The organism is Dietzia sp. PP-33, from assembly GCF_033790845.1.
Classification (GTDB): domain Bacteria; phylum Actinomycetota; class Actinomycetes; order Mycobacteriales; family Mycobacteriaceae; genus Dietzia.
Genome location: NZ_JAMYEI010000006.1, coordinates 1 through 24,571 on the forward strand (window position 1 = coordinate 1; position 24,571 = coordinate 24,571).

General features: G+C 70.6%; 19 protein-coding genes. 2 read left to right on the forward strand and 17 right to left on the reverse strand.

Translation table 11 applies throughout. From position 1 onward, the window contains the following. Positions 1-249: 249 nt before the first annotated feature. The 8 genes from NJE57_RS11335 to NJE57_RS11370 form a co-directional block, all read right to left on the reverse strand. On the reverse strand, positions 250-1,239 hold the full coding sequence (locus NJE57_RS11335; RefSeq protein WP_319028529.1) for an iron-containing redox enzyme family protein: 990 nt from the start codon (positions 1,237-1,239) through the stop codon (positions 250-252). A gap of 37 nt (positions 1,240-1,276) precedes the next feature. Further along, positions 1,277-2,599: a hypothetical protein gene (locus NJE57_RS11340; RefSeq protein WP_319028530.1), complete on the reverse strand. Its 1,323-nt coding sequence runs from the start codon at positions 2,597-2,599 to the stop codon at positions 1,277-1,279. A 10-nt stretch (positions 2,600-2,609) separates the two neighbouring features. Then, complete coding sequence (locus tag NJE57_RS11345; protein WP_319028531.1) at positions 2,610-3,797, reverse strand: M20 family metallopeptidase; 1,188 nt, start codon at positions 3,795-3,797, stop codon at positions 2,610-2,612. After that, positions 3,775-5,652 carry an alpha/beta hydrolase family protein gene (locus NJE57_RS11350; protein WP_319028532.1) on the reverse strand — a complete coding sequence of 626 codons (1,878 nt, stop codon included), beginning with the start codon at positions 5,650-5,652 and terminating at the stop codon, positions 3,775-3,777. The genes NJE57_RS11345 and NJE57_RS11350 overlap by 23 nt, the downstream gene beginning before the upstream one ends. After that, the gene (locus NJE57_RS11355; RefSeq protein ID WP_319028533.1) at positions 5,645-8,248 is read right to left on the reverse strand and encodes a carboxylate--amine ligase/circularly permuted type 2 ATP-grasp protein; all 2,604 of its coding nucleotides are present in this window, start codon (positions 8,246-8,248) and stop codon (positions 5,645-5,647) included. The genes NJE57_RS11350 and NJE57_RS11355 overlap by 8 nt, the downstream gene beginning before the upstream one ends. A gap of 56 nt (positions 8,249-8,304) precedes the next feature. Then, complete coding sequence (locus tag NJE57_RS11360) at positions 8,305-10,890, reverse strand: carboxylate--amine ligase/circularly permuted type 2 ATP-grasp protein (RefSeq protein WP_319028534.1); 2,586 nt, start codon at positions 10,888-10,890, stop codon at positions 8,305-8,307. 58 nt (positions 10,891-10,948) lie between these two features. Further along, a complete protein-coding gene (locus tag NJE57_RS11365; protein ID WP_319028535.1) occupies positions 10,949-11,749 on the reverse strand; it encodes a crotonase/enoyl-CoA hydratase family protein in 801 nt (266 codons plus the stop codon). Between the two features lie 99 nt (positions 11,750-11,848). Further along, positions 11,849-13,207: an oxygenase MpaB family protein gene (locus NJE57_RS11370; RefSeq protein WP_319028536.1), complete on the reverse strand. Its 1,359-nt coding sequence runs from the start codon at positions 13,205-13,207 to the stop codon at positions 11,849-11,851. Positions 13,208-13,337: 130 nt separating this feature from the next. Between NJE57_RS11370 and NJE57_RS11375 the strand changes: the two genes are divergently transcribed. Both NJE57_RS11375 and NJE57_RS11380 read left to right on the forward strand, forming a co-directional pair. After that, positions 13,338-13,979 (forward strand): TetR/AcrR family transcriptional regulator, encoded by a 642-nt coding sequence (locus tag NJE57_RS11375; RefSeq protein ID WP_319028537.1) that lies wholly within the window; start codon positions 13,338-13,340, stop codon positions 13,977-13,979. Positions 13,980-14,623: 644 nt separating this feature from the next. Beyond that, on the forward strand, positions 14,624-15,325 hold the full coding sequence (locus tag NJE57_RS11380) for a GntR family transcriptional regulator (protein ID WP_319028538.1): 702 nt from the start codon (positions 14,624-14,626) through the stop codon (positions 15,323-15,325). Positions 15,326-15,374: 49 nt separating this feature from the next. Here NJE57_RS11380 and NJE57_RS11385 read toward each other — a convergent pair whose 3' ends face one another. The 9 genes from NJE57_RS11385 to NJE57_RS11425 are packed head-to-tail and all read right to left on the reverse strand — an operon-like array spanning position 15,375 to position 24,570. Further along, a complete protein-coding gene (locus NJE57_RS11385) occupies positions 15,375-16,229 on the reverse strand; it encodes an oxygenase MpaB family protein (protein ID WP_319028539.1) in 855 nt (284 codons plus the stop codon). Between the two features lie 56 nt (positions 16,230-16,285). Further along, the gene (locus NJE57_RS11390) at positions 16,286-16,888 is read right to left on the reverse strand and encodes a hypothetical protein (RefSeq protein WP_319028540.1); all 603 of its coding nucleotides are present in this window, start codon (positions 16,886-16,888) and stop codon (positions 16,286-16,288) included. Next, positions 16,878-18,095: an MlaD family protein gene (locus tag NJE57_RS11395; protein WP_319028542.1), complete on the reverse strand. Its 1,218-nt coding sequence runs from the start codon at positions 18,093-18,095 to the stop codon at positions 16,878-16,880. Before NJE57_RS11395 ends, NJE57_RS11390 begins: the two co-directional genes overlap by 11 nt. Continuing rightward, on the reverse strand, positions 18,092-19,171 hold the full coding sequence (locus tag NJE57_RS11400) for an MCE family protein (protein WP_319028543.1): 1,080 nt from the start codon (positions 19,169-19,171) through the stop codon (positions 18,092-18,094). The genes NJE57_RS11395 and NJE57_RS11400 overlap by 4 nt, the downstream gene beginning before the upstream one ends. A 3-nt stretch (positions 19,172-19,174) precedes the next feature. Further along, complete coding sequence (locus tag NJE57_RS11405) at positions 19,175-20,275, reverse strand: MCE family protein (protein ID WP_319028544.1); 1,101 nt, start codon at positions 20,273-20,275, stop codon at positions 19,175-19,177. Beyond that, positions 20,266-21,351 (reverse strand): MlaD family protein, encoded by a 1,086-nt coding sequence (locus NJE57_RS11410; protein WP_319028545.1) that lies wholly within the window; start codon positions 21,349-21,351, stop codon positions 20,266-20,268. The genes NJE57_RS11405 and NJE57_RS11410 overlap by 10 nt, the downstream gene beginning before the upstream one ends. After that, the gene (locus NJE57_RS11415; RefSeq protein ID WP_319028546.1) at positions 21,348-22,394 is read right to left on the reverse strand and encodes an MCE family protein; all 1,047 of its coding nucleotides are present in this window, start codon (positions 22,392-22,394) and stop codon (positions 21,348-21,350) included. The genes NJE57_RS11410 and NJE57_RS11415 overlap by 4 nt, the downstream gene beginning before the upstream one ends. Continuing rightward, the gene (locus NJE57_RS11420) at positions 22,391-23,692 is read right to left on the reverse strand and encodes an MCE family protein (RefSeq protein ID WP_319028547.1); all 1,302 of its coding nucleotides are present in this window, start codon (positions 23,690-23,692) and stop codon (positions 22,391-22,393) included. Before NJE57_RS11420 ends, NJE57_RS11415 begins: the two co-directional genes overlap by 4 nt. Continuing rightward, complete coding sequence (locus NJE57_RS11425; protein WP_413464404.1) at positions 23,689-24,570, reverse strand: MlaE family ABC transporter permease; 882 nt, start codon at positions 24,568-24,570, stop codon at positions 23,689-23,691. Before NJE57_RS11425 ends, NJE57_RS11420 begins: the two co-directional genes overlap by 4 nt. Between the last annotated feature and the right edge of the window lies 1 nt (position 24,571).

Below are 24,571 nucleotides of genomic sequence, written 5' to 3' on the forward strand. Positions count from 1 at the left end.
GACGGAACGCGACCGAAAACGTCCGCCTGCCCGTCGCAGTAATACCTATCGGCGTAGTCATCATCGTCCAAACTCCGATCCCCGCGCACTGCACCAACCTGTCTCACGATCAGGCTGGCAGAGAACGCGCTGTACGCGCGCGAGTTCATCGCCGGGAGCGGCTGTGTCTCAGGCGTACAGGCGCGCGAACGGATGCCGCCGGGGCGGCGTCTGAAGACACGCCGCCGGCGCGGGGCAGGAGCGCGGGGGTCAGGGCAGGAGCGAGGACTCCCCGCGGCCCCACGCGGCGAGCATCTTCTCGGCCGCGAGCTCGTCGAGGTGGTCCAGCGCACGCATCCCAAAGACGACATCGGACGCCAGGTGCGGCTCCCGGCGCAGCAGATCCCCCACCACGTCGTGGCGCATCACCTGCTCGTGGACCGCGTCCGCCTCGACGTGCTCGGCGTAGAAGTGCACGCACTCCTGCGGCGCCCCCAGCCGGTGCAGGCCCGCGACGAGCCTGGCCGACCCCGGGGACGAGGTGATCTCGATGGCGGCGAAGTGCCCGATCGCCGCACCACGCAGGGACCGGTGGAGGCCGATCAGGGACATGAGATTGACGGTCGAGAGCGTCTCCGCCGACACCCTGTCCAGGTACCCCAGGTAGGTGGGGTCCAACCCGGCGGCGCTCATGAGGTCCGCCCACAACTGCTGGTGCACCCGCTCGCCGCGACCGCCACCGAACTCGTCGAACTCCACGGCGACGAACGAGGCCTTGGCCTGACCCTGCAGGCGCGGGATGGTGAACGCGTGGGGGTCGCCCTCCTTGAGGTGGTACAGCGACCGGTGTGCGAAGTACTCGCGCAACTGGTCCCAGGTGCCCTCCTCCTTGAAGTACCAGGACGGACCCGTGCCACTGGTCGCCTCCACGGACAGGGCGTCCATCTCGGCCACCGCGTCGTCGCCCGGCTCGACCGCATCCCGCAGATGGTCGAGGAACGGCGTCTCGAGCGCCCGCCGCAGGCGCAGGACCTCAGGATCCCATTCCAGGTCCGCGTCCACTCCCGCGAAGCCCCGGTAGTGGAGCTCGTACAGCGTGTACAGCGCGAGCTGCAGGTCGCGGCCGAGCGGATCGGTGTCCGCGGGGACGTCCGGGAGTCCGACGGTACGACCTGACGACAACGCCGTGACCACAGCCTCCGAGAGCGGGCCGCAGGCGGAGGGGAGCGACGGAGCGAGAACGGTCGGGGGCGCGGTCATGCCCCTTGTCTACCCGCTCGTCCGGTCATCATCCACCTCACGAGGTCCCGGCACCGTCGTCTCCGAGGGGCTTCCGGCGGTACGCGGCGCCGTCGCGCTCGTCGCCATCGCTGCTGGCGTCGTCGCTGCCATCGCCGCCGTCCCCGCCGCCGTTGTCGCTGGCGTTGTCGCTGCTGGCGCCATCGCTGCTGGCGTCGTCGCTGCCGTCGTCGTCGTCGCTGCCGTCGTCGTCGTCGCTGCCGTCGTCGTCGTCGCTGCCGTCGTCGTCGTACTCGCGCTCGATCCGCTCCTGCTCCTGCTGTTCCTCACGGTCGCCGTCACGGTTCTGGTAGCTGTCGAACATCTTGCGACGTTCGTGCCACCGCAGGCTGTAGGTCGATTGGCGGACCACGTCCTCGTCGTCGAAGTTCGACCCGAGCGCACCGGCGAACGCACCGAGACAACTGGACAGCCAGGCCAGGTGGACGTAGTCCGTGACATCGACGGGCCGCTCGAGCTGGCTCCCGAGATAGCCGGCGTCCATCACGACGAGTGCGAGCAGGAACATGGCCACCAACAGGCCGAGGTACATGAGGCCCACGCCGACCCCGACCGTCAGCACGGTGGCCGCGTTGTCCATCCTGCGATTGCCCGGGGTGAGCTCGTCGTCGGCGCGGGTCCACAGACCGTTGCGCAGGATGAGCCAGGTCACGAGCGTGAGAACACCCAGCACGCTGATCAGCAGCAGCCGGAGCGGGTGCAGCGCCACCGCGAGGGAGGCGATACTGCCGTAGAAGATGCCGAAGGCACCGGTGCCCGCTCCGGCGGCCACGACGCCGGACAGTGCCGTCACCATGCGGGTGGGTCTGTTGTTGAGGACCATGCCCCCGAGCAGCCGCACCCTGCCCACGAACCCGCGCTTCTGTGCAGGGGGGAGGCCTTCGGTGCCGGGCAGGCCCAGCCCGTCCCGGTCGGTGGCCGCACGCACCAGCCGCAGCGCGAGCGCCCTCACCTTCGCCCGCACCCGGACGACCCCCAGGACGGGCACGCACACCAGCGCCGCGGAGGTCGAGCCGCTGACGTCGTACAGATCCGGTGCGCCGTCGGAGTGGGTGACGAGATCGGTCAGGTAGACCACGAAGTCCCAGTCGTGCTGCTGCAGGAGTCGGGGCGCGTGCTCGGTGAGCCGGATCTCGCCGTCCGGACCGAGCGGGAGGGTCTCCTGGTCGACCTCCACCCGCCACCGCCCTCCCAGTTCGCGGCACAGGTCGTCGGCGAGGTCATCCGCGATGGCCACCGCGATCCTGCGGGGCACCCCGGGGTCGGCCATGAGTCCGACCGTCGCGCACGACCCGGCGTCGGTCGCTGTCTGCTCGTCCACCCCCGGCCCGTCAGTCCCCGCGATGGAGTCGCGCGAAGGCGTCGAGGATCCGGGCGCCGTGGGGCAGCGCCGCCTCGTCCAGGACGAACCCGGGATGGTGCAGGTCGGTCTCCTCGGACTCGCCGTTCCACACTCCCAGCCGCAGGTAGACGCCGGGGATCTCCTCGGTGTACCAGGCGAAGTCCTCACCGCCACTGGACTGGTCAGCGGTGCCCACCCCGTCGGGTCCGAGGATCTGTTCGACCGCCGCGGCCGCCAGCTCCGCGCACGTGTCGTCGTTGACCACCGGGGGCACACCCTGGACGTAGTCCACCTCGGCGCGGACGCCGTAGGTCCGGGCGATCGACTCCACGGCCTCACGGACGACCGGCTCCGCTGAGGCCCACACGTCCCTGTCGGCGCTGCGAAGGGTGCCCCACAGCTGACCCGAGTCGGGGATGACGTTGGGCGCGGACCCGCCGGCGCTGACCGAGGCCCAGGTCAGGACCGTTCCCGAGCGGGGGTCGATCGTACGGTCCACCACGGCCGTCACGCCGGTGATGATCTGCGCGAGGGCGAAGACCGTGTCCTGGGTCTCGTGCGGCCGGGCGGTGTGCCCGCCGTCCGAGTGGACGGTGATGCCGATCTTGGCGTTGGAGGAGGTGATGGCGCCGCCGGTCACGCCCACCTCTCCGACCCTGCGGTGCGGGTCGCAGTGCAGGGCGAGGATGCGGTCCACGCCGTCGACCACTCCCTCCTCGACGCAGTCCTTGGCGCCGCCCGGCATGGTCTCCTCCGCCGGCTGGAAGATCAGGCGCACCGGGCGCGGAGGCGGGTCGGCGACCAGCATCTCGGCCGCCCCCAGCAGCATCGCGCTGTGGCCGTCGTGTCCGCAGGAGTGGCTGACGCCGTCGACCTCGGAGGAGAAGGGCTCTCCGGAGTCCTCGCTCATGGCCAGCGCGTCGATGTCCGCGCGCAGCGCCACCAGATCCGTGGCGGTCGCACCGTCGGCGGCCCGCACGTCGCACCACAGACCGGTGCCGAGCTCGAATCGTCGCGGCTCCAAGCCCATCGCCCGGAGCTCACCCTCGATGTAATCGGTGGTCCGGTTCTCCTCGTACGACAGCTCCGGGTGGGCGTGGATGTGGCGCCGCCACCCGATCAGCCGTCCCTCGAACCCGTCCGCGTCCCGGGGGTCATCCTTCTTGCGTCCGAACACCGAACACCTCCTGACAGAAATCCACCACCCGGTCCCCGAGCAGTTGCCTGTTGGCCAGTTTCACGAACTCGTGACCCTCGTCCTCGAAGAGCAACACGTCCACCGGTACACCGCGGCGTCGCAGGGACTCGACCGCCTGTTCGGTCTCACTGAGCGGGACGTTGGTGTCGTGTGCACCGTGGACGAAGAGCACGGGGACGTCCACGTGGTGGTACCGGCGCAGGGGCGAGGCCTCACTGAGGAGCTCACGTTCCTGCAGCGGGTTCCCGTACTTGGGGTAGGCGGCCGCGGCGATCCACGGTTCGGTGGTGCGGAAGAAGGTCTGCAGATCGCTCATCCCACACGCGGCGATTCCCCCTCGCCACCTCCCCGGATGCCGGACCAGGGTCGCGTTGACCAGGTATCCGCCGTAGGAACGTCCCGAGACCACAGCCCTGTCCGGGTCGGCGATCCCCTCCTCGACGAGGTGCAACAGGGAGTCCTCGACGTCGTCTATCCCCGCGAAGCGGCCGTAGCGGTCGTCGGCGTGGCTGTAGAAGCGACCGGACCCCGTGGACCCGCGCACGTTGGGGGCGAAATACGTCACGCCGATGTCGAGGTACCGACGAGCGATGTCGTTGTACCCCGGCCGCGACTGGCCCTCCGGGCCGCCGTGGAGATGGACCACCGTCGGCGTGGGCTCATCGGAGGGGTCGGCCCGGTAGAGCCACCCCGAGAGCTCGAGGCCGTCACGGGCGGTGAAGCGCACCAGGACGGGGGCCGGATCCGGCTGCTTCGGAGGCTCCCCCGTCCACCTCCGCCTCTCGACGTCGTACATGACGATGCGCGGCGGCTGATCGAGGCTCTGCACGGTGAGGGCGAGCAACCGGCCGTCCGCCGTGAGCGTGGGGGCGGAGGCGACCACCTCCGGCAGCGGAGGCCGCGCGATGGTCCGGGGCCGACTCTTCCGCAGGTCCAGCACCTCGATCTCGGACAGTCCGCCCCGCACGTTCCACAGCAGGACCGCCGTCGAGCGGTCCAGGCTCACCTCCACGCGGTCGAGATCGGCGTCCTCCCGATAGGCCACCTTCCAGGACTCCGTGCTCTCCTCGTCCGCCTCCACGGCGAGCAGACCCATGCGCTCCGCGGAGTGATCGCTGCGCACGAGCATCTTCATGGGCCGGTTGTCACTCCCGGCGTCGAGGATCACGCCGGCGTCCGTGGTGGAGCCGGTGTCGACGGGCAGCAGCGGCCACCATCGGCCGTCCGACACGATGCGCAGAAGTTCCCGGTGTCCCCTGGCGCCGACCCGGAACAGGGCGGCCCCGTCGCGGGCGTGGACGAGGGCGCCGCCCATCCGGCGGTCGACCATCGTGCTCTCCCCGGTCTCCGGGTCCACGAGCCGTCCCTCGGCCAACCCCTCGGAGTCGAAGGCGGTCACCGCCAACAGGTCGCCGTCCCAACAGACGATCTGCACGGTCGCGTCGCTCCAGGTGTCGACCGGATAGACGTTCTGGTCCCCGGGGTCAGTCGTGACCAGCCAGATCCGCTCCCGCTCACCGCCGTCGGGTGCGACCTCGCAGGCCAGCCATCGGCCGTTGGGCGAGTAGGCGACGCGGCGGACCGGTCCGTTGACGGGCAGCACCACGTCGCGCTCGGGCCCGGCGCCGTCGAGGCCGCCCAGCCCGAGTGGCCGCTGGACGGCCCGCGGGTACCCGGTGCGCTCGGTGACCACGCACGCCAGCATCGACCCGTCCGGGGACAGGCAGGGCGAGGTGGTGTGGCGGATCTCGGTCGTTCCCCCGGCGGCGTCGTCGGGTGGGCCCGCGACGCCCAGGGACCCGGTCTCCTCGGTGATCTCGGTCGTGTCATGCACGGTGGATCCAGGTGTCCTTTCCCCCGCCTCCACTCGAGGCGTTGACGACCATCGTGCCCGCCGGTGCCACGCGTGTCATTGCGACTGGCGGGGCGGAGGCGAGGATCTCCCCGGAGTCGCCGGGACGGAGCATGACGAACGCCCGCATGTCCACGTGTCGGCGCTGGAGCTCGTGACCGTCGAACGTCGGCAGGGTGGACAGGGACTGGACCTCCTGTGCCACGAAGCGCTCGCCGTGCCGCCGCAGTTCGTCCCGCCGCTCGTCGAGCTCGCGGGGCGAGCACTCGGGGCCCACGGTGATGCCGGATCCCCCGTACCCGTCGATCGGCTTGACCACCAGCTCACCCAGGCGGTCGAGGACCTGCCGACGCTGCTCGGGATCGGAGCACAGGTAGGTACCCACCTGTCCGATGAGCGGCTTCTCGCCCAGGTAGAAGTCGATGATCTTCGGCACGCGCGCGTAGATCGCCTTGTCGTCCGCGGCACCGTTGCCGGGTGCGTTGACCACGGCCACGCCGCCCTCGGCCATCGCGCCGAGCAGTCCGCGCCGCAGCACGCTGCCGTCCGCTCCCGTCGAGGACAGGAGCATCTCCTCGTCCATACGGACGTAGAGGACGTCGACCGGGGCGCGCTCGTCACCCTCGACGCGCCACAGTCTGCTGTCCTCGCACACCAGGTCGTCCGGGGTGAGGAGCGGTCCGCCGATCGCGGCGGCCACCTGGCCCAGGTCGAAGGCCTCGAGCTCGTCGTCGGCGATCACCACGGCGATCGCCGGGTCGTCGACGCCCTCCGGCGCGGCGGCGCGCAGGGTCTGCAGCACCATGTCCAGCCCGGCCCGCGGGTCGTGGACCTCGGATCGCGCCCCGAACTCGGGGAACCCCTCGGTGATCCGGTCGCGCAGCGCGACCGCCATGGCCAGGCCACCCGCCATCCGGAGGTTGTCCTCGAGCACGACCCATTCACCCGGGGCGGTGGAGACGAGGTCCACCCCGCACACCGGAGCGTGCAGCGCACCTTCCGGGACGGACCGTCCGGTGGGGCGGAAACCCGGCGCCCGTTCGAGCGCCTCTGCGGGGACCACGCCCGCGCGGGTGATCTCCCCCGGCCCGTAGATGTCCCTCAGGAACAGCTCCATCGCCCGGGCACGCTGCTCGATCCCGGCCGAGATCCGGGCCCACTGGTCCGCCGGGATGATGCGGGGGACGGCGTCCAACGGGAACACCTGCGGTTCGTCCCTGCCGTACACCTTCAGGGTCACCCCGAGATCGCGGAGACGGTCGTCGACCTTCTCCTTGCGCTCGCAGAGGGTCCCGGGCCCGAGGTCGGAGACGGCCTTGAGTACGTCCACGTACTCGGGGCGGGGTTCGCCGTCCTCGGTGATCGCCTCGTCGTGCACCTCCTCGGTGACGGCCTCACCCAGGGGCGAGTACGAGGCGAGCATGGAGCGCATGTCACGGTCGTCCGCCACGTCGCGGGGCCGGATCCTGTCGACGGTCTCCGCCAGCAGGACCGCCACCACGTCCCCGCGCCTACCGCGGCGGCGGTGGGCGGCGCGTTGGCGGGTGGCCGAGGTACCGGATCCGCGGATCCCGTCGAGGAGCTCGTGGACGAGGTCGAGCTCTCCCCCGGCACCGAGCTGGTCGGTCAACTCTTCCACCAGTTCGTTCACCAGGTCCGAGGCGGGACGCGGGCGACCTGTGTGCGCGTCCACCAGGTCGCCCTCCAGGCCCGAGCGGGCCGCGCGCCAGTACGCCGCGTCGAGGACGACGGGGGAGGGGTCCTCCCAGCGTGAGTCGTGGTGGTCGCGCTCGGCGAGTATCCGGTCCACCGTGGCCCGGAAAAGTGCGGCGACGACGACGAGGGTGTCCACCGTGCTGCAGGAGTCACACGCCCACAGTTCCACCCCCGCGCCGTCCCTGGACGGGCGGATGTCGACGTCGATCGACTCTCGGTCCACCACCACCCCGGTGTCGACGAGCGCGTCCTCCACCGCGAGGACGCCGTCCGCGGTGTCGGTGGCGAACGCGGTGAAGTGTGCGGGTGACCATCGGGCCTCGAACGTCCGCGTGGAGGCGTAGCCGGAGTCGGTGCCGTCGGCCCAGTAGGGAGAGCTCGCGGCCATCGCCAGCAACACGGGGGCCACGGGGACCGCTCGCCGGGCGACGTACTGGGCCTCGTCGGCGTCGGCGACCTCGACGACCACGCGGAACCTGGCAGCCGCGCGGGTCTGGGACTCCCGACCCGGCGCGGGGTGGGGCTCCTCGGGGGTCGGGTCGAACTCGACCCCGGGGGACGCGAGCGAACCCGCCGCGACGACGCCGGTGCGGATCCCGCCCCCTGCCCGGGCGAGCCGGGCGCGTGCGCGGCGGAGGGCCTCGCCGAGCTCGGCCAGCCCGGTGTGCGCCCCCACGTCCGACACCAGGAGCGCGCCGTGCCGGGCCGAGGTCACCTCGCCCGCGGTGTCGTGGTCGGTGTCGCCTCCCGCCTCATGCGCGGCCGCGAGCACCTCGGGCGCGCGTCGTACCGGTCGTCGGGTCCGCAGGTCGACGAGGTGGAGCTCCTCGTCGATCCTGATCCATCGCTGTCCGTCGGTCATCGAGCCCACGCTAGGGGAACCCGTCCGGGTCCGCACCCGCGCGGGCGCCCGCCTGGTCAGCGCATGATCCACGTGTCCTTGCCGCCGCCCCCGCGCGAGGAGTTGACGATCAACGACCCGGCGGGGGCCACCCGGGTGAGGCCGGCGGGGACCGCGTGCGCCGTGGTCCGGCCGCCCTCGCGCCGCAGGTGGGCGAACGCGCGCAGGTCCACGTGCCGCCTCTGCATCCGGGTCCCGTCGAAGGTCGGGAGAGTGGACAGGGCCACGACCTCCTGGGCGATGTAGCCCTCGGGGCGGGTGAGCAGGTCCTCCCGGCGCGCGGCCAGCTCGGCCTCGGAGCACTCCGGTCCGATCGTGATCCCCAACCCGCCGTATCCATCGATCGGTTTGACCACCATCTCCCCCAGCCGCTCCAGGACGAGGTCCCGCTGGGTGCGGTCCGCGCACAGGTAGGTGGGCACCTGCTCGAGGACCGGCGACTCCCCCAGGTAGAAGTCGATCATCGCCGGCACGGAGGCGTACACGGCCTTGTCGTCGGCCACCCCGTTCCCGAGGGCGTTGGCCACGGTCAACCGTCCACCGGCCAGGGCGTCGAGCAGTCCGTCCCGCAGCGGCACCCCATCGATGCCCGGCGAGCTGAGCAGCATGTCCTCGTCGATCCGGGCGTAGACCACGTCAACCCGGTGCAGGCCGTCGGCGGCTCTGCGGTGGAGTACACCGTCCTGGAAGATCACCTGATCGGGAGTGACCAGGGGCAGGCCCGCCCGACGGGCGATGAGGCGGTGTTCGAACCACGCCGAGTCAGACGATCCGGAGGACATCACCACCACGTTCGGGGGGTCCCCCGCCGCCGGTGGTGCCGCGGCCTCCAGCGTCTCGCGGATCATGGGGAACGCCTGCTCGGGCGAGTGCAGGTCGAAGTCCTCCAGGACGTCACCGAACAACGACGCCGTCATCTCGCGGTGGGCGTGGGAGAAGGCGATCCCCGACGGCACCCGGACGTTGTCCTCGAGCACCAACCACCGGCCGTCGTCTGCGCACACCAGGTCGATCCCGCAGATGTGTGCCCGAATCCGGTCCGCTCCCAGCACCCGCCCGGTGCCTCTGCGGTAACCCGGGGCGCGGTCCAGAGCCTCGGGGGCGAGGTGCCCCGCGGCGATGAACTCCTGATCCCCGTAGACGTCGTCGAGGAACGCGTCCAACGCGCGGGCGCGCTGTTCGATCCCGGCGGCGAGAACCTCCCAGACCTGCGGTGTGATGATCCGGGGGACGAAGTCCATCGGGAACGCGTGTGGTCGTTCCTGTCCCGTGACACGGAACGTCACGCCGGCCATGGAGGCCTCCTGCTCCGCACTCACCTGCCGCGCCCGGAGCCGGATGGTGCCGATCCGCTCCAGGGTCGACAGGACTGGGGCGTACGCGGGCCGCGGCCGCCCGCCTGCCTCCACCGCCTCGTCCCAGCTGGGGTCCGCGTCCAGGCCCTCGATCGGCAGGTAGACGCCGAACAACCGGGCGTGCGCGTCGGGCACCGGCGAACGGGGGCCGCTCGTGCCACCCGTCTCCACCACGAGCAGGTCCACGATGTCGTGGACGTGCGCCCGCCGTCGGAGCGTCTGCCGTTGCCGGAACGCACTACTACCGTTGTAGAGCGCGTTGTTCACGAGGGCCCGCACGATGTCCAGGTCGCCCGTCGCGTCCAGCTGCTCCGCCAGGGAGTCCACCAGGTCCGTCACGACGTCGGCCGCCGGCCGGGGCCGGAACGTCACCGGATCCACGAGCGATCCCTCGAGTCCGGATCGAGCGGCGCGCCAGAGAGCCGACCGGAGTCTCGTCTCCACCGGGGCGGAGGGCTCCGCGCCCGCGGCGAGGGCGGCGGCCTCCCGCTCGACGAGCGCGCGGAACAGCGTGGCCACCAGCGCGGTGGCGTCCGCGGACGGGCACGCGTCACACACCAGGATCTCGACCGACCGGCCGTCCGGGCCGGGCTGGATCCCGAAGCCCACCATCGAGACATCGGAGATCACCCCGCTGTGCACGAGGTCGTCGACGAGCGCGTGATATTCCTGTGCCGAACAGACGCCCGCCACCGGCGCGGTAGTGGGCCACTGTGACGCCGCGACGGACCGGCAGCTGGCGTATCCCGAGTCCGATCCGTCGCGCAGGAACGGCGAGCTCGCGGTGAGCGCCAGGAACACCGGCAGGTGGTCGGCGATGCGACACGCCAGACGTACCGCCTCGTCGGTGTCCACGGCATCCACGCGGATCCGGGTGCCGCAGTAGATCTGGTCACGGGCCAGGTATTCGTAGTCGGCCAGGAGTCGGCGCATCCGGGGGCTCTCGTCGACCAGGGACGCCCCCGGGGGGACGAGCGGGACCGCGCCCGCGGCCGCCACGGTGAGGCCGCACCCCTCACCCGCTTCGCGTAGGCCCTCGCGCACGTCGTGCAGGCCGGCCCGCAGGTCGGAGGCGGTGTGGGCGGGACGCGTCCGCGTCCGGATCACACAGCTGCGCACTTCCTCGGCGACCACGTCCCCAGGACGCCGGTCGAGAAGCTCTGACGCCCCGGGCGCGAGTTCACGACTCTCCGTGTCGAGGACGTGTAGATCCTCCTCGATAACCGCGGACCTGAAATCGGGTTCCATGAAGAAAATGTAGTGCTGACGCGCGGCGTGCACATCCGGTCGGGATGTGGAATGGGTCTCAGCGGGCCCGCCAGACTGGAGCGCGCTTCTCCGCGAATGCCCGCGGCCCCTCAACCGCGTCCTCTGACGTCATGACGGTGATCATCTCCGTGTCGTTGACCCGCCAGCGCTCCTCCTCCGACGCTCGGGCACCGTCACTGATCCCCAGCGCGACGCGCTTGCTCGCCTGCACGGCCAGAGGGGCGTTGGCGGCGATCACGCCCGCCAACTCCATCGCCGCGTCGAGCAGGTCGCCGGCCGGGACGACCCGGTTGACCAGGTGCAGGTCCAGGGCGCGGCCGGCAGTGACGGGTTCGCCGGTGAGGATCATCTCCATGGCCACCCGGTGGGGCAGCTGTGCGGGCAACCGGAACGCACCCCCGGCGGCGGCGATGAGCCCACGTCTGACCTCAGGCAGACCGAAGACCGCGTGGTCGGCGGCCACCACGAGGTCACACGCCAGGGCGATCTCGCAGCCACCGCCCAGCGCGGTGCCGTTGACGGCGGCGATCACCGGCACCGAGACGTGGTGCTGCATCATGCCGGCGAAACCCCACTGGCGGTTCTCGGCCGGGAAGATGTCCTCGCCGCGGGAGATCGCCTTGAGATCCGCACCCGCGCAGAACGACTGCTCCCCCGACCCGGTGAGCACCACCACCCGGATCTCGGGGTCCGTGTCGGCCTCGTGCAGGGCCCGGCCGAGCAGCGTGCTGACCTCCCCGTTGACGGCGTTCCGGGCGTCGGGGCGGTCGAGGGTCACGAGCAGCACGTGGTCGAGGCGCTCGGTGTGGACGGCAGGGCGGGTCTCAGAGGAGGTCATCAGCCCAGTCTCACCCGGCTCATCCCGCTCCGCAGGGCGTCCGGCCGATCCGAGGCGAGGTACTCGTCGCCGGCGAGCCCGATCCGATCAGTCGTGTGGTCAGTGAATCGGGCAGCCGACCGGTGTCGATGGCGTGGCGTCGTGGTGGTCGTACGGCGTGCCCAGGATTCCCTGGCGTGCGGCGGCAGCCCGGGAGGTCAGGACATTGACGCGCCAGAACCGGTCACCCCTGAGCGCACGCCGTCGGAGACGTGCGTCCTCGAATGGCAGGGCGTCGGTGATTCGGTTCATCCGGACATTGAACCTGGCCACCACTCCGATCAACCGCACCCACCGAGCGATCGAGATGTCGTGCACCGGTGTGGTCGCGATGAGGGCACGTACTGCGGGCTCACCGCCGAAGTAGGCCATCATGCCTAGCAGGGGGCCCACCATCGAGCGCCCCTTCAGACTCAGCCGGCCGCCCTCGTCGGAGAGGTTGGCCGCGGCAGCCCCGGACATCTCTGCCGTCGCCTCGGTCGGGCCTCCGGTGTACGGCAGGAAATGGTTGAGTACTTCGATAGCGTCGTTCGCGGTGGTGGGGATGACGTCCTCGCTGACGCCGAAGACGTATGCGATGTGCGCCCAGTAGATCCACGCGTCGTCCAGATCCGATTGCGAGTACTTGCGGCCGTGTCCCTGATCAACGAGCATCGGCAGGACGCCGAACGAGATCGCGCCCATCAGCATCGCGGTGCACGAGATCGGGCAGCCGTCGCGATCGAAACTCTCTGGTTTCCAGGATCGTCGGAGTCCGGCGCGGACCTGTGAATGCATCAGGCGGACCTTCACGGTGTCCTTGAAGACAGGGGAGTACCGGTCCATGGCGCTGGCGCGGGTGACGTTCCAGAACCAGGTGTAGGTCTCGAACATTCGTCTCTGGTAGTCGTTGATGAACCTGCGCGTCGTGCCCGTGGCTGTCGAGACGTCGTTCCCGACGAAGGTCGCCAACGCGTCCATCACCGCCATGCCCGTCTTGCCTGCGAACGACACGCTGATCCACAGTTGGCGCCCACGCTCCCACCGCTCCGGATCGTGCCACGCGGGTGGGTTGTCCAGGCTGGCGACCAGTCTCTCGAGCTCCGGCGGCGGATCGACCACAGCGTCGATCCCGTTGTCCAGGGCCAGTTCGAGCATCCGCCGGCCTTCGGCCATTCCGATTCGGCGGAATGCGTGCACCACCTCGTCCATCAGCTCGTCGCCCTGCCATTGATGATCGGCCACCAGATCGATCAACGGCGACGGCGACGCGAGCCGCTCTCGCGGCACCATCGGCTCGATGAAGCGGCTGCGCGATGCGTCCCACAACTCATGGCTCTCCGTCGACCGCTCCGGCCACGGCCTCAGTGGCATGCCGGGCCGGTAGTAGTAATCGAATGAATGAGGGGAGCCGACGGGGTCATGTGTCGATGTCGACATGGCGTCGTCTCCCTCGTTCGTCCACTCTCCGGTGCGAGTGTGACCGGAATCCTGTTCAGGCTATTGCTGAGTTCTGCTCACCTTCAACTCGGTTATTGACTTTGCCCACAGGAACTGGTGGCCTTGACCAATGCCCAGTTCAGCCCGCCATAAGCCTGTCCAGAAGCGATCGCAGGCCACGATCGAGAAGATCCTGGACACAACTGCTCGGCTTTTGATCAGCAACGGCTACATCGGTTTGACGACAAATCAGATCGCCTCCGAGGCCGAAATCGGAATCGGCACGGTCTACCGGTACTTCGCCGACAAGAACGAACTGCTCATCGCGCTCCGCGATCGCACCAGCGCGGAGATGACCGACGAACTGACCGGAGTGGTGACTTCCTCGTTGTCGTTCGAGCCGACGGTTGCAGTGCGTCAGCTCTTCGCGCTTCTCGTCGAAGCAGTCGAACACAATGCGGCCATCATCAATGCGCTGGCGAACGAAGTGCCGATGGGCCTGCAGGGCAACATTCTTCCCGAGGTCGAGGGTCATTTGATGCGCCTCGGCCGGCACTTCCTGGCGTACCACCGCCCCGACCTGTCCGAAAACGAGGTGTCCGAACTGTCCTACATCGGTGTCACTGTGGGGTTTGCTGCTGCCATGCGAATCGGGGTGAAGCGCGCACCCCACATGGACAGGCAGCGCCTGATCGACTGTGCGGGTGACGCACTGACAGCCTGGATCGATCCGCAGCGTCAGCGCGTCCCGACGCCTCGGATGCCGCGGTAGTTCCGGACGCGCGCCAGGAGTCGGGCCGGGTGTGCTGCGGCTCTGCTCACCATCCCGCGGCCCGCCACTCCCGGCACGCACCTCCGCACCCACCCAGTTCGTTGACGTAGACCGCCGGCATGATCGTGCCCTGCGAGTGCCCCACCAGATCGACCTTCTCCGCCCCGGTCGCCCCGCGAACCCGGTCGACGAACTCGGCGAGCTCGGCCGCCCCTGCCGGTTGAGGAACGTGCCGTGGACGAGGACCACCGGCCGGGGTCGTGCTTCGGTCGGTTCACAGTCCCAATCGTTGGTCGCCGGGTGCTCACCGAGCGGGTTCTGGACCTCCGCGCGCAGCCCGTCGACGAACGAGGCCGGCACGGGATGCGGTCCGCGGGCCGTAGGCGCGGGTAGCGGTGCAGTGCCGGCGACCGGTGCGGGGTGGGCGGGCGGTGCCGCGACGGCGTTCCCGGCCGTGGACGGGACGACGACGAGGGCGGCGGTCGCGGGCGAGTGCGATGCGCGATGCTGTCAACGGCTCTCCTGAGGTGGGGGCGACGCGATCACCCCTGTTGGGCAATCTCCCCCGCCTCGGATATATTTGATTTCGATTATCGGCCGGGGTCCCTCGGTCGTCGGCGATACCAGGGAATGAGGTGGCGGATATGCCCGCAACACGACTCGCGCAGCGTCCGCAGCTCTCCGAGGAGGTCGCGGACCACGTCCGGACCCGGATCATGAGCGGCGAGGTACGCCCGGGCGCCTTCATCCGGTTGGACGAGACCGCAGCCGCTCTGGGCGTGAGCGTGACCCCGGTCCGCGAGGCCCTCCTGACGCTCCGCGGCGAGGGGCTGGTGGACCTGGTCCCCCGGCGCGGATACCTGGTCTCGCCGATGAGCAGGCAGGATGTCGAGGACATCTTCTGGCTCCAGGCACAGCTGTCCAAGCGGATCGTCGACCGCGCCATCGCCCGTTTCGACGCCGCCGCCCTGGACAACCACGCCCGTCTGGTGGAGGACTTCGAGGCGGCCGCCGTGATGGATGATCCGGATGGTGTGGTCGGCGCCCAGTACGCCATCCACCGCTCGATCAACCGGGCGTCGCAGTCCGACAAGCTGTCCCGGTTCCTCAACAACGCGGCCCGCTACATGCCGTACCGGCTCTACGCCGAGGATGCGGACTGGCGTGCCACCGCGCTCGAGGACAACCGCCGGATGCTCGAGGCGCTGCGTGCCGGCGACGTGGAGACCGCACACGCCGTGGTCGACGCGGAGTACTCCAACGGGGCCAGACTGCTCGTGTCCCATCTCGAGCGCGCCGGGGTGTGGGACGAGAGCCACGACGCGACGCCGGTCGCGCGGGACTGACCCCCGGGCGACCGGCCCGTGACGGGGCGGCCCGCGCGACCGCGTCCCGTCACATCAGCGGACGACCCGTTCGCAGGCGCCACTTCAGATCCAGCAGCAGCACCCGGTAGGTGAGCGTCCGGACCGAATGCGGCAGCAGTCGGTTCGCCGCCGCGGTCGCCGACAGGAACCGCTCGAACCGGCGCTGGTCCCGCGGGTCCCACGCCAGCCCCAGTGCGTCGCGGAATTCGCGGTGCAGGAAACCGGTGGTCACCCACTTGTTCAGCCGCCCGAACAGGGCGGTGGTCGGCTGCGGGAGCATCCGCAGTTCGGTCAGACCCACCAGGTGCTCGCGTACCGAGTCGTCGAAGCGGATGCGGGACTTGCCCTCGCTCCAGTAGTCGTCGAACTCGGCGCGCGTGGCCGGCCACTGCTCCGCCCGTACCTGGAGGGTCGTCCCCAGAGACGGTGCCGAGCGGTAGAAGGCCTCGCGGTCGGACTCGGTCATGGGGCCGTGCAGCCACTCGAAGACGTCCTCGAATCCCACGTACAGACAGGCGGCCACCCACATCTGCAGCTTCGGGTCGACCGCGCTGTACCTGACCGGACTGTCGGGCGTCGAGTGCACCCGCCGGTGGATGCGGGTGACCTCCTCGCGATACACGCGCTTGTCCTCGTCGCTCCCCAGGGTGGCCACCGCCAGGTACTGGAAGGTCGTCCGGGCCCTCTTGAGCGGCCGCTTGTAGACGTTTCCGGTGTCCACGCGGCTCTCGCGTACGCCCCAGCCCACCTCGGGCCACGACAGTTGCATGATGACGTTCGCGACCCCTCCGGCGGCCCCGATCGAGTCGAGGGCGTCGGGGAGCGCGGGGGGAGTGTGACGTTGGGTCGGGCTGGCGGGATTGCGGTGCAGTTCCGTGATCACGGGATCGTTCTCCTCGGGGAGTCGGTGCTCTTCGGGCGGGCGGTCGGCGGGACGGGTCAGGCGAGTTCGGCGGAGTCGAGCAGCCACCTGTTCCCGTCACGGACGAGGGTCACGATCATCCGGCTGGTGTCGACCCGGCCCTCGGGGACGGTGACGTTGCTGATCTCCTGGTCCAGGAAGACCAGGACCACTGCGCTCTCCGGGTCGACGGACTCCACGGCAGAGTGCGGGACGGTCCCCACCGAGGTCCCCTCCCCGCTGCTGAGCAGCTCGCGAAGCCCGTCGGAGACCTCGCGGTACCGCTCGGCGAACTCGGGGGTGGCCTCGGCGGTGACCGCGTCGAGGTTGGCGTCCACGTCGGTGTGGTCGTAGGACGCCAGTTGCACCACCAACCGGGAGGCGTCGTCGGCCGCGGTCCGGCGCAACTCGTCCTCACGGTGGTCCTGCCACACCAGATACCCCAGAACACCACACGCCACCAGGAGCGCCGCCACGACCGCAGCACCGAGCAGACGCCCGGCCCGTCCGCGACCTGACCCCTCGTGGGCCGAGCTGGCCCGTCGGCCGCCGGGCCCCTGTTCGGCTCGGCGGGTCACCGGATCGTCGTCCGGGGTGTCGTCGTTCCAGAGGTCCTCGTCGCGGGTGTCGTCAGCCGCCATCACGCAGTCCTTCCATCATCGCGAGCCAGTGCCCGGCGATCTCCCTGCCGGTGGGTATCAACAGCGGGTCCTCGGCCACGTCCGGTCCGATCACGGTGCCGGGCTCGGTCGCATTGACCAGGCCCTCCGCGTCCGGCCTGGGCGCAGCCCGCGAACCGCGTTGGGCCAGGTTCTGCCCGGGAGGGCAGTACATCCGGAGGTTCGTCACAGGTGGTGACTCGTCGGCCACGTCCCGCGCCTCGTACGGGTACACGCACACCGGCCCCTGGGTGGCGACCAGCTGGAAGTCCGCACGCCCGTCGCGCACCGTCCCGGCCAGGGCCCTCAGGCCGCGTTCGCCCTGGGTCAGGCCCTCTTCCCAGGCGGGACCGCGATCGCGGAACACCGGGGTGACGACGAGGGAGTTGGCGAGGAGCCCGGCCGCGGCCTCGCGGTTGGTGTCGAGCAGCTGCTGCGCCCGCAGCATCGCCTCGGGGGAGCGGTCGAGCAGGTAGACGAGCGTGTCCTCCCGCCGGGCCAGCTGACCCGTGACGTCCCGGGCCACCGAGGCGGCACCGGAGATCGGGGCGTCCCGCCCGGCGAGCGCGCGCACGGTGACCAGGCCGTCGTCGACCAGTCCTCGCAGCGTGGGCGCCCTCTCCGCGAGGACGGCGGTGAGTCGGGCGGTGTCCTCGAGCATCACCCCGAGCCGCGGACCGTGCCCCTCCAGCGCCGTGGCCACACTGTCGCCGACGGATTCCAGGGCCGCGGGATCGATCGCCCGCAGCGAGACCTCGATGCTGGAGATGAGGTCCTCCAACGCAGGGGGTTGCTCGTCCTCGGGCACCGAGAGTTCGTCACCCTCGGCGAGGTAGGGGCCGGAGTCGGATTCCGGGCGGACATCCAGGCGGTTGTCACCGAGCGCCGTGCTGGTGACCACCCGCGCGTGCGAATCGACGGGGATACGTACCCGGTCGATGATCCGCAGCCGTAGCCGGACCCCGCGGCCGTCGCTGTCGAGGACGGCGTCCTGGATCTCGCCGATGTCCACGCCCCGGTAGGTCACCCGGACCCCGGGACCGAGCCCCCGGGCGTTCTCGACGTCCGCCACCACGACGTAACCGCCGGCCACGTCGGCGTCCTCACGGACGTATCTGATGCCGTAGCCGATCGCCACCACGGAGATGAGGGCGAAGACCAGGGCCTGGATCACGACGAGGCGGTTCACGGTGCACCTCCCACGGGCGGCAGTGCATCAGGCGGTCCGGTCGCCCCCGGGGGCAGGGGCCGGCCCGCGCGCGCCTCCCCTCCGGTGCCCAGGGCATCGAGTGAGCCGGGCAGGTCCAGTGCTCCGTCGAACATCAGGTGATCGCCCCTGATCGCGGTGTCGAACCTCTCGACGAACTGCTGGAGCACCTCCAGGGTGGGGGCCACCTCGTCGCCGAAACCCGCCATGTCCCGCAGGAGGACGGTCAGCGTGCGTAGCGACGGCGACAGTCGGCCCTCGGTACCGGAGGTGAACTGCTCGACCTGCACCGTGAGGGCGGTGGTCGTGTCCATCAGGGCGGTGATCGTCTCGCGGCTCCGCGCGGCCTCGGAGACGAGGTCCGCGGAGACCTCGAGGCCCCGGTCGATGAGATCCCGCCGCTCGACGAGCGACCGGTTGACCCGGTCCAGTGCGACGACCGTCCGGTCGATGTCGTCCCGATGCGCCTCGTACAGTGCGAGCGCCCGGTCACCGCGGTCACGGATGCGGTTGATCTGGTCACCACGGCCGTCCAGAGCCACCGTCAGCTCCCTCATCACCGACCCGAGTTGGTCGATTCCGCTTCCGTTGAGCAGCAGTCCCAAGGCGGCCAGGCTGGACTCGAGATCGGGACCGACCGCCGTCCGCTCGCGCGGAACCAGTCGGGTGTCCTCGAGCAGAGCACCGGCCCCGGCCCCCTCGGGCGGGGTGAGCGCGATGAACGGGCTCCCCAGCGCCGTGGGCAACCGGATCTCGGCGAACACGCCGGCGGGGACCGAGGAGTCGCCCTCGAGGCGGACCCCCACCACCGCGTCCGTCCCGTCGGTCTCCACGGCGCGGACCCGCCCCACCAGGCGCTCGCCGTAGCGGACCTCGGCTCCCGGGGCCAGGCGGTCGGCACGTTCGAACCGCATCTCGATGTTCGTCGACCCCTGCCCGGTCGACATTCCGAGGGGCACGGCCTGGAGGGCCAGCTGAGGGGTGTTCAGCGCCACGAGGCCCGCCAACCCCAGCACGACCACACCCAGAAGGGTGACCGCGGTACGGGTGAACTTCATGGTTCATCCACCCCCCGTGATGCGCTCGAGGGCGCCCGCGATCCCGAGCGGGTCACCCTGTTCGACCGGGAACATGAGCGGGTTGGTCAGTCCCGCACCCGTGCACAGCGGGAGCGGGTGCCGGGCGCACAGCTCGCGGCCGCGAGCGAAGTGCGAGATGTTGGAGGAGATGTCGAGGCGGATCCGCGCACGACCGTCGGGGCCGACCGAATTCGCGAGGTTGCCCATCATCACGGGGTAGAGGTCGAGAAACTCGGCGAAGTCGGTGCGATGCCGTGCGAAGAGTGCGGTCACCTCACGGGTGGAGGCGGTGGTCTCCGTGAGGTCCCCGCCCCGTTCGGCCACGATCCGGTCCACCTCGTCGAGGATCACCCGCAGGTCCTCGGCGGGTGCTGCCACATCGATGTCGTCCTCGCGGAGCTGACGCCCGAGGGTGTCGAGTCCCAGGACGAGTTCGCGCATGGTCTGATCCCGGCCCCCGGCGGCGTCCATCAGGACGGCGAGATCGGATACGACGACGTCGAGGTCCTCAGCGCGCTCTCCCCCGACCGCCGAGACGGTCGACAGGTCACGGATGGCCCGGCTGAGCTTCTCCCCCCGACCGTCCAGTGCCTGCGCACCGCGGTCGAGCGCGTCGGCGACCTCCCCGGCCCCGGGGGCGAACGCCGAGCTCAACGTGTCCAGGCTCGAGACGAACTCGTCGAAGTCCAACGGCGACCGGGTGCGGTCGACCCCGATGACCCCGCCCTCGGGGAAGGTCGGGCCGCCGTCGTACGCGGGGGTGAGCTCGACGAACCGGTCAGCGATCACCGCCGGGTTCATCACCACCGCCCCCACCTCGGCGGGCAGGGTGGTCCCCGGGTCCAGGGTCAGGTGGACCCGCGCCACCGCGCCCGCGGGGTCGACCTTCTCCACCAGGCCGACCTCGACCCCGGAGATCCGTACGTGCGACCCCGCGTAGACGCCGTCGGCGGAACTGAACTCGGCGACGATCCGGACGCGATCGTGACCTCCGCGGGCACCCGACAACAGGTACGCGAGGAACAGGACGGCCACTACGACCAGCACGAGGACGATCACCGCCCTTGTCCGACTCAGTTGCATCCGTCGATCACCCCCAGTGCGCACAGTGCCGAGTCCGGGATCGGACCGGTGGGCGTCGCGACATCGGTCCACGGTCCGTTGCCCGTGGCGTCGGTGACCGAGCGCAGTCCGGGCGGCATCCTGGTGAGCACCTCGTCCATCACCGCGATGTTGCGCTCGTAGGTCTCCGAGACCGATCGCATGTTGACCAGCAGCCGGTCCACGTCGTCACCCTCCTCCTCGAGGAGCACCCGCACCCGCGCCGACAACTCCTCGAGGGAGTTCACGAGTGCGCTGAGTGCGTCGCGTCGCTGCGTGAGCACGGAGACGAGCACCCGGGCCTGTGAGGTGAGTGCACGGATGCTCTCCTCCTGGGACACCAGGACACCGGTGAGGTCGCGGGTGGTGAGGACGACCCGGGACATCCGTTCGTCCTCGCGGGCGAGTAGCCCCAGTGCGGCCGAGACGTCGTCGACCGCGCGACCGGTCCCCTCCGGGTCCTGCGGCAGGACCCGGTCGAGGTTGGCGATCATGTCACTCACGGCGTCGGTGTCAACGCCCTCGGCGAGGTCGGTGATCGCTCCGCCTATGTCATCGATCATGTAGGGCGAGGTGGTGCGCTCGATGCCGATGCGCCGCTCGGGCCCGAGGTCACCGCCCCCGAGCGGGTCGACCGCGAGGAACCGGTTGCCCAGGATCGATCTGAGCCCGACGGTCGCCGTGCTCGCCTCCCCGAGCGGCTGGCCGCGGTCGAGCCGGAAACTGACGATCGCGTGGGGGCCATCCAGGGCGAGGGAATCGACGCGGCCGCTGGGAACCCCGGCCACGAGCACTGGATCTCCTGACCGCAGTCCCCCCGCGTTGGCGAACTCGGCGGTGTAGTGCTCGGTCCGCAGCACGTACCACAGGCGCGGGAGTGCGACGCTGGCCGCGAACACCGCCAGGACGAGCAGGATGGAGACGGAACCCACGAGCACCGTGTTGCCGCGGCGCCCGTGCCGGGGGTCCCTGGCCAGGTCGAGGATGCTCTCCCGGAGGACGGTCACCGTCCGCGAGCCGAACCGGCCCTGCGTGGTGTCGTGTCGTTCGCGGGTCATCGGCAGGACCCCGAGTTCCGGTAGCCGAACAGGCTGGTCTCCCAGTCATCCCACGTGACGGTGAAGTTGCACATGTACAAGGCGAGGAACCCGCCCTTCTGGCCGGTGGCGTTGACCTCCCGGGCGAAGACCAGGGCCGCCGCCATGGCGTCGTCGAACGCGGGGGTGTGGGGGATCCACCCGTCGGTCGTGAGTCGGGCCGCGTCGATGCTCGCGCGCAGATCCGGTTCGGTCTCCCGGAGCATCGCGGCCAGCGTGGCGGTCGACCGGTCGCCGCGTTCGATGAGGAGTGCCAGGTCGTTGCCGTCCCCGTCCGCGAGGGCTCCGGAGACCATGTCCAGTCCCCGGACGAGCCGCTGCAGGTCCTCGCCGCGGTCGGTGAGGGTCTCGTTCAACGCGATGACGTTGTCCGCGAGTCGCGTGTACACCTCGTCCCTGTTGATGATGTCCCGACTGAGCAGGGCGAGGCGCGAGAGCAGGACGTCCATGGACCCGGGTTCACCCTGGAATGCGGCGACGACGGTGCGCGAGAGCGAGTTGACCTCGTCGGGCCGGACCGCCTCGAACAGCGGCTTGAAGCCGTTGACCAGCGCCGTGAGGTCGACGGGCGCGGTGGTGTGCGACAGCGGGATCCGGGAGTCCTCGGGCAGCGACTCGGGGCCTCCGACCGACGGCCGGCCGTCCTCCGTGGGGTCGAGCGAGAGATACCGGATCCCGAGCATGTCGCCGTAGCGGACCGACGCGCGCGCGCCGAGGGTGACCGGACTGCTGTTCTCGATCTCGAAGTCGACCACGGCGATGACCTCGCCTCGGGGTCCGAGCTCCCTCTCGACCCCGAGCACCCTCCCGACCCGGACGCCGGCGACCGTGACCTCCGAGCCGGGCCCCAGTCCTCCGACGTCGGTGAACTCGGCGCCGTACACCCGCGCGCCCCACCCGATCGGCACCCGGAGTGTGTTGACCACCAGAACGGTGCACAGCACCCCGAGGAGGCAGTAGACGAAGAGCTGCAGAGCCGGTCCGGTACCGCGACGGGCGTTCATCGGACCGTCACCTCCGTACCCCGCACCAGGGGACCCAACATGGTCCACGCGGCGGCGTCGGGGCCGGGGCCCGGCCCGGCCACGGTCTCGCCCGCACCGGGCTCGGGCACGGGCGAGCCGGGCTCCGAGGCGGCGGCGTCCTGGAGGGCACGGAGCACGTCCCGCTCGGCGGCCGCGTTGACCGTGAGCCCCGGGTCGCGGTCCGCGTCGGGGGCTCCACCACACGTGGATCCGGCCAGGTCGGGGTACCGCGGGCAGTCCTGCGGGCCGTAGGGCATCGGGTCCGCGAAGGACGGCACCGCGGTGATGGCGAAACGTCCCGTGGAGAACGCGGCCGAGCCGGCCTCGCCCATGGGACGCAGCGCGTAGAGGGTCCGGACCACCCCGTGCGGGTTCCGGGCGGTGCGGTCGAGGACGACACCGGTGTCCCGGACGAGGGTGATCGATCCGGAGACGGTGCGGTCGGCGAAGGCTGCCCCCGCGCCGGTCACGGCGAGGCCAGCGTCGAGGAGCGCGGACAGCGAGCCCGGGCGGTCGAGGACGATCCGGGACAGCCGCGTCGCCTCCCGGACGGTGTCGACGAGCTCCGGAGCGGCATCCGCGAGATCCTCGGCGAGGTAGGCGATCGCAGCAGAGTCCCCGGCGAGACCCTGCAGTGCCGGGTCGAGGTCCTCCCCCGCGCGGTCGGCGTCCTCGATCACCCGGCCCAGGAGTTCCCCGCGCCCGGAGAGCGCGCGGTCGAGGGCGGTGAGGGTCACCTGGAGACGGTCCGGTCTGATGGACACGAGGAGGTCGCTGGCCCGGGTGAACACGTCGTAGAGGAGGACGGCCTCCTCGGACCGGTCGGCGGGCAACCGGTCCCCGTCCCGCAGATGGGAGTCGACGCCGGCCCGTGTTCCGACCCCCGTCGACGGATCCGGCTGGACCAGGTCCAGACGGATGTCGCCGAACAACGTGCGGGGGACGGCGCGGACCACCACGTCGGCGGGGATCCGGTCGGCGTGGTCGGACGCGACCAGTATCTCGAGATCGGTCTCGGACTCTCCCGACACGCCGGGCACCCCGCCCTCGGAGCCGCGGACGTCTCCGACCTTCACCCCGAGGTGGTAGACGGGGGCGTGCACCGGTACCCGACCGGCCTGGCCGGGAAGACTCGTCGTCACCATCGCCCCCGTGTCGAGGGCGCCCGCGCCCCGGGCGACGAGCAGGACGGCGACGACGACGGCGACCACGGTCGCGATGAGACCGCGGACGGCCAGGGTCCGCTCCGGGATCGGACCCGGGAGCCGGCCCCTCATGAGATCCCCAGTGCGGGCACTTCGGGGACGAGGCCCCACAACGCGAAGGTCAGGACGATGTCGATGAAGCCGATGGCCAGGATGCTGGTGCGCAACGCGCGCCCGGCTGCGCGTCCCACACCCTCGGGACCGCCCGAGGCGTGGTAGCCGTAGCTGCAGTGGACGAGCACGATCACCGCGGCGAAGACCACCGCCTTGATGAGCGAGTAGACGACGTCCTCGGGACCGAGGGTGATGTGGAAGAAGTAGTCGTAGGTCCCGGCGGAGCCTCCGTTGACGTAGACGACGACGATGCGGGTGGCGACGTACGTCGCGACCAGGCCGATGGCGTAGAGCGGGACGACACAGATCATGGTCGCCACGAGACGGACCCCTGCGAGGTAGGGGACGGTCGGTACCGACATCGAGTCCAACGCGTCGATCTCGTCGGAGATCCGCATCGCCCCGAGCTTCGCGGTGAACCCGGTGCCGACCTTCGCGGCCAACGCGATAGAGGCGACCACCGGCGCGAGTTCACGGGTGTTGGCCATGGCGGAGAGCATCCCGGAGAGGGTGGTGAGTCCGATGAGGTCGAGGCCGCGATAGGTCTCGACGCCCACCATGACGGCCGCGACCGCGGTCATGGCCAGGACGATGCCGATCGTCCCGCCACCGGCCAGGATCGAGTTCGATCCGAAGCCGACGTCGACCACCTCACGGAGCACCTGCTTGCGGTACCGGATCACGGCGGTGGGGAGTGTGACGATCACCCGTCCGGCGAACGTGACGTGCCGACCGACCTCCGCCATTGCGCCGGCCACCCGCCCCAGGCGGCCGATGGTCCGGGTCGTGCGCACCTTCTGGACGGCCGTCGTGTCGACGACGCGGAAATCGCTCATG

Excerpts from the sequence above, each read along its gene's own strand:
- NJE57_RS11390 (WP_319028540.1), bottom strand. The coding sequence starts at position 16,888 with ATGGCGGCTGACGACACCCGCGACGAGGACCTCTGGAACGACGACACC.
- NJE57_RS11360 (WP_319028534.1), bottom strand. The coding sequence starts at position 10,890 with ATGGAACCCGATTTCAGGTCCGCGGTTATCGAGGAGGATCTACACGTC.
- NJE57_RS11410 (WP_319028545.1), bottom strand. The coding sequence starts at position 21,351 with ATGACCCGCGAACGACACGACACCACGCAGGGCCGGTTCGGCTCGCGG.
- NJE57_RS11370 (WP_319028536.1), bottom strand. The coding sequence starts at position 13,207 with ATGTCGACATCGACACATGACCCCGTCGGCTCCCCTCATTCATTCGAT.
- NJE57_RS11375 (WP_319028537.1), top strand. The coding sequence starts at position 13,338 with ATGCCCAGTTCAGCCCGCCATAAGCCTGTCCAGAAGCGATCGCAGGCC.
- NJE57_RS11420 (WP_319028547.1), bottom strand. The coding sequence starts at position 23,692 with ATGAGGGGCCGGCTCCCGGGTCCGATCCCGGAGCGGACCCTGGCCGTC.
- NJE57_RS11365 (WP_319028535.1), bottom strand. The coding sequence starts at position 11,749 with ATGACCTCCTCTGAGACCCGCCCTGCCGTCCACACCGAGCGCCTCGAC.
- NJE57_RS11335 (WP_319028529.1), bottom strand. The coding sequence starts at position 1,239 with ATGACCGCGCCCCCGACCGTTCTCGCTCCGTCGCTCCCCTCCGCCTGC.
- NJE57_RS11415 (WP_319028546.1), bottom strand. The coding sequence starts at position 22,394 with ATGAACGCCCGTCGCGGTACCGGACCGGCTCTGCAGCTCTTCGTCTAC.
- NJE57_RS11355 (WP_319028533.1), bottom strand. The coding sequence starts at position 8,248 with ATGACCGACGGACAGCGATGGATCAGGATCGACGAGGAGCTCCACCTC.
- NJE57_RS11405 (WP_319028544.1), bottom strand. The coding sequence starts at position 20,275 with ATGCAACTGAGTCGGACAAGGGCGGTGATCGTCCTCGTGCTGGTCGTA.
- NJE57_RS11380 (WP_319028538.1), top strand. The coding sequence starts at position 14,624 with ATGCCCGCAACACGACTCGCGCAGCGTCCGCAGCTCTCCGAGGAGGTC.
- NJE57_RS11425 (WP_413464404.1), bottom strand. The coding sequence starts at position 24,570 with ATGAGCGATTTCCGCGTCGTCGACACGACGGCCGTCCAGAAGGTGCGC.
- NJE57_RS11400 (WP_319028543.1), bottom strand. The coding sequence starts at position 19,171 with ATGAAGTTCACCCGTACCGCGGTCACCCTTCTGGGTGTGGTCGTGCTG.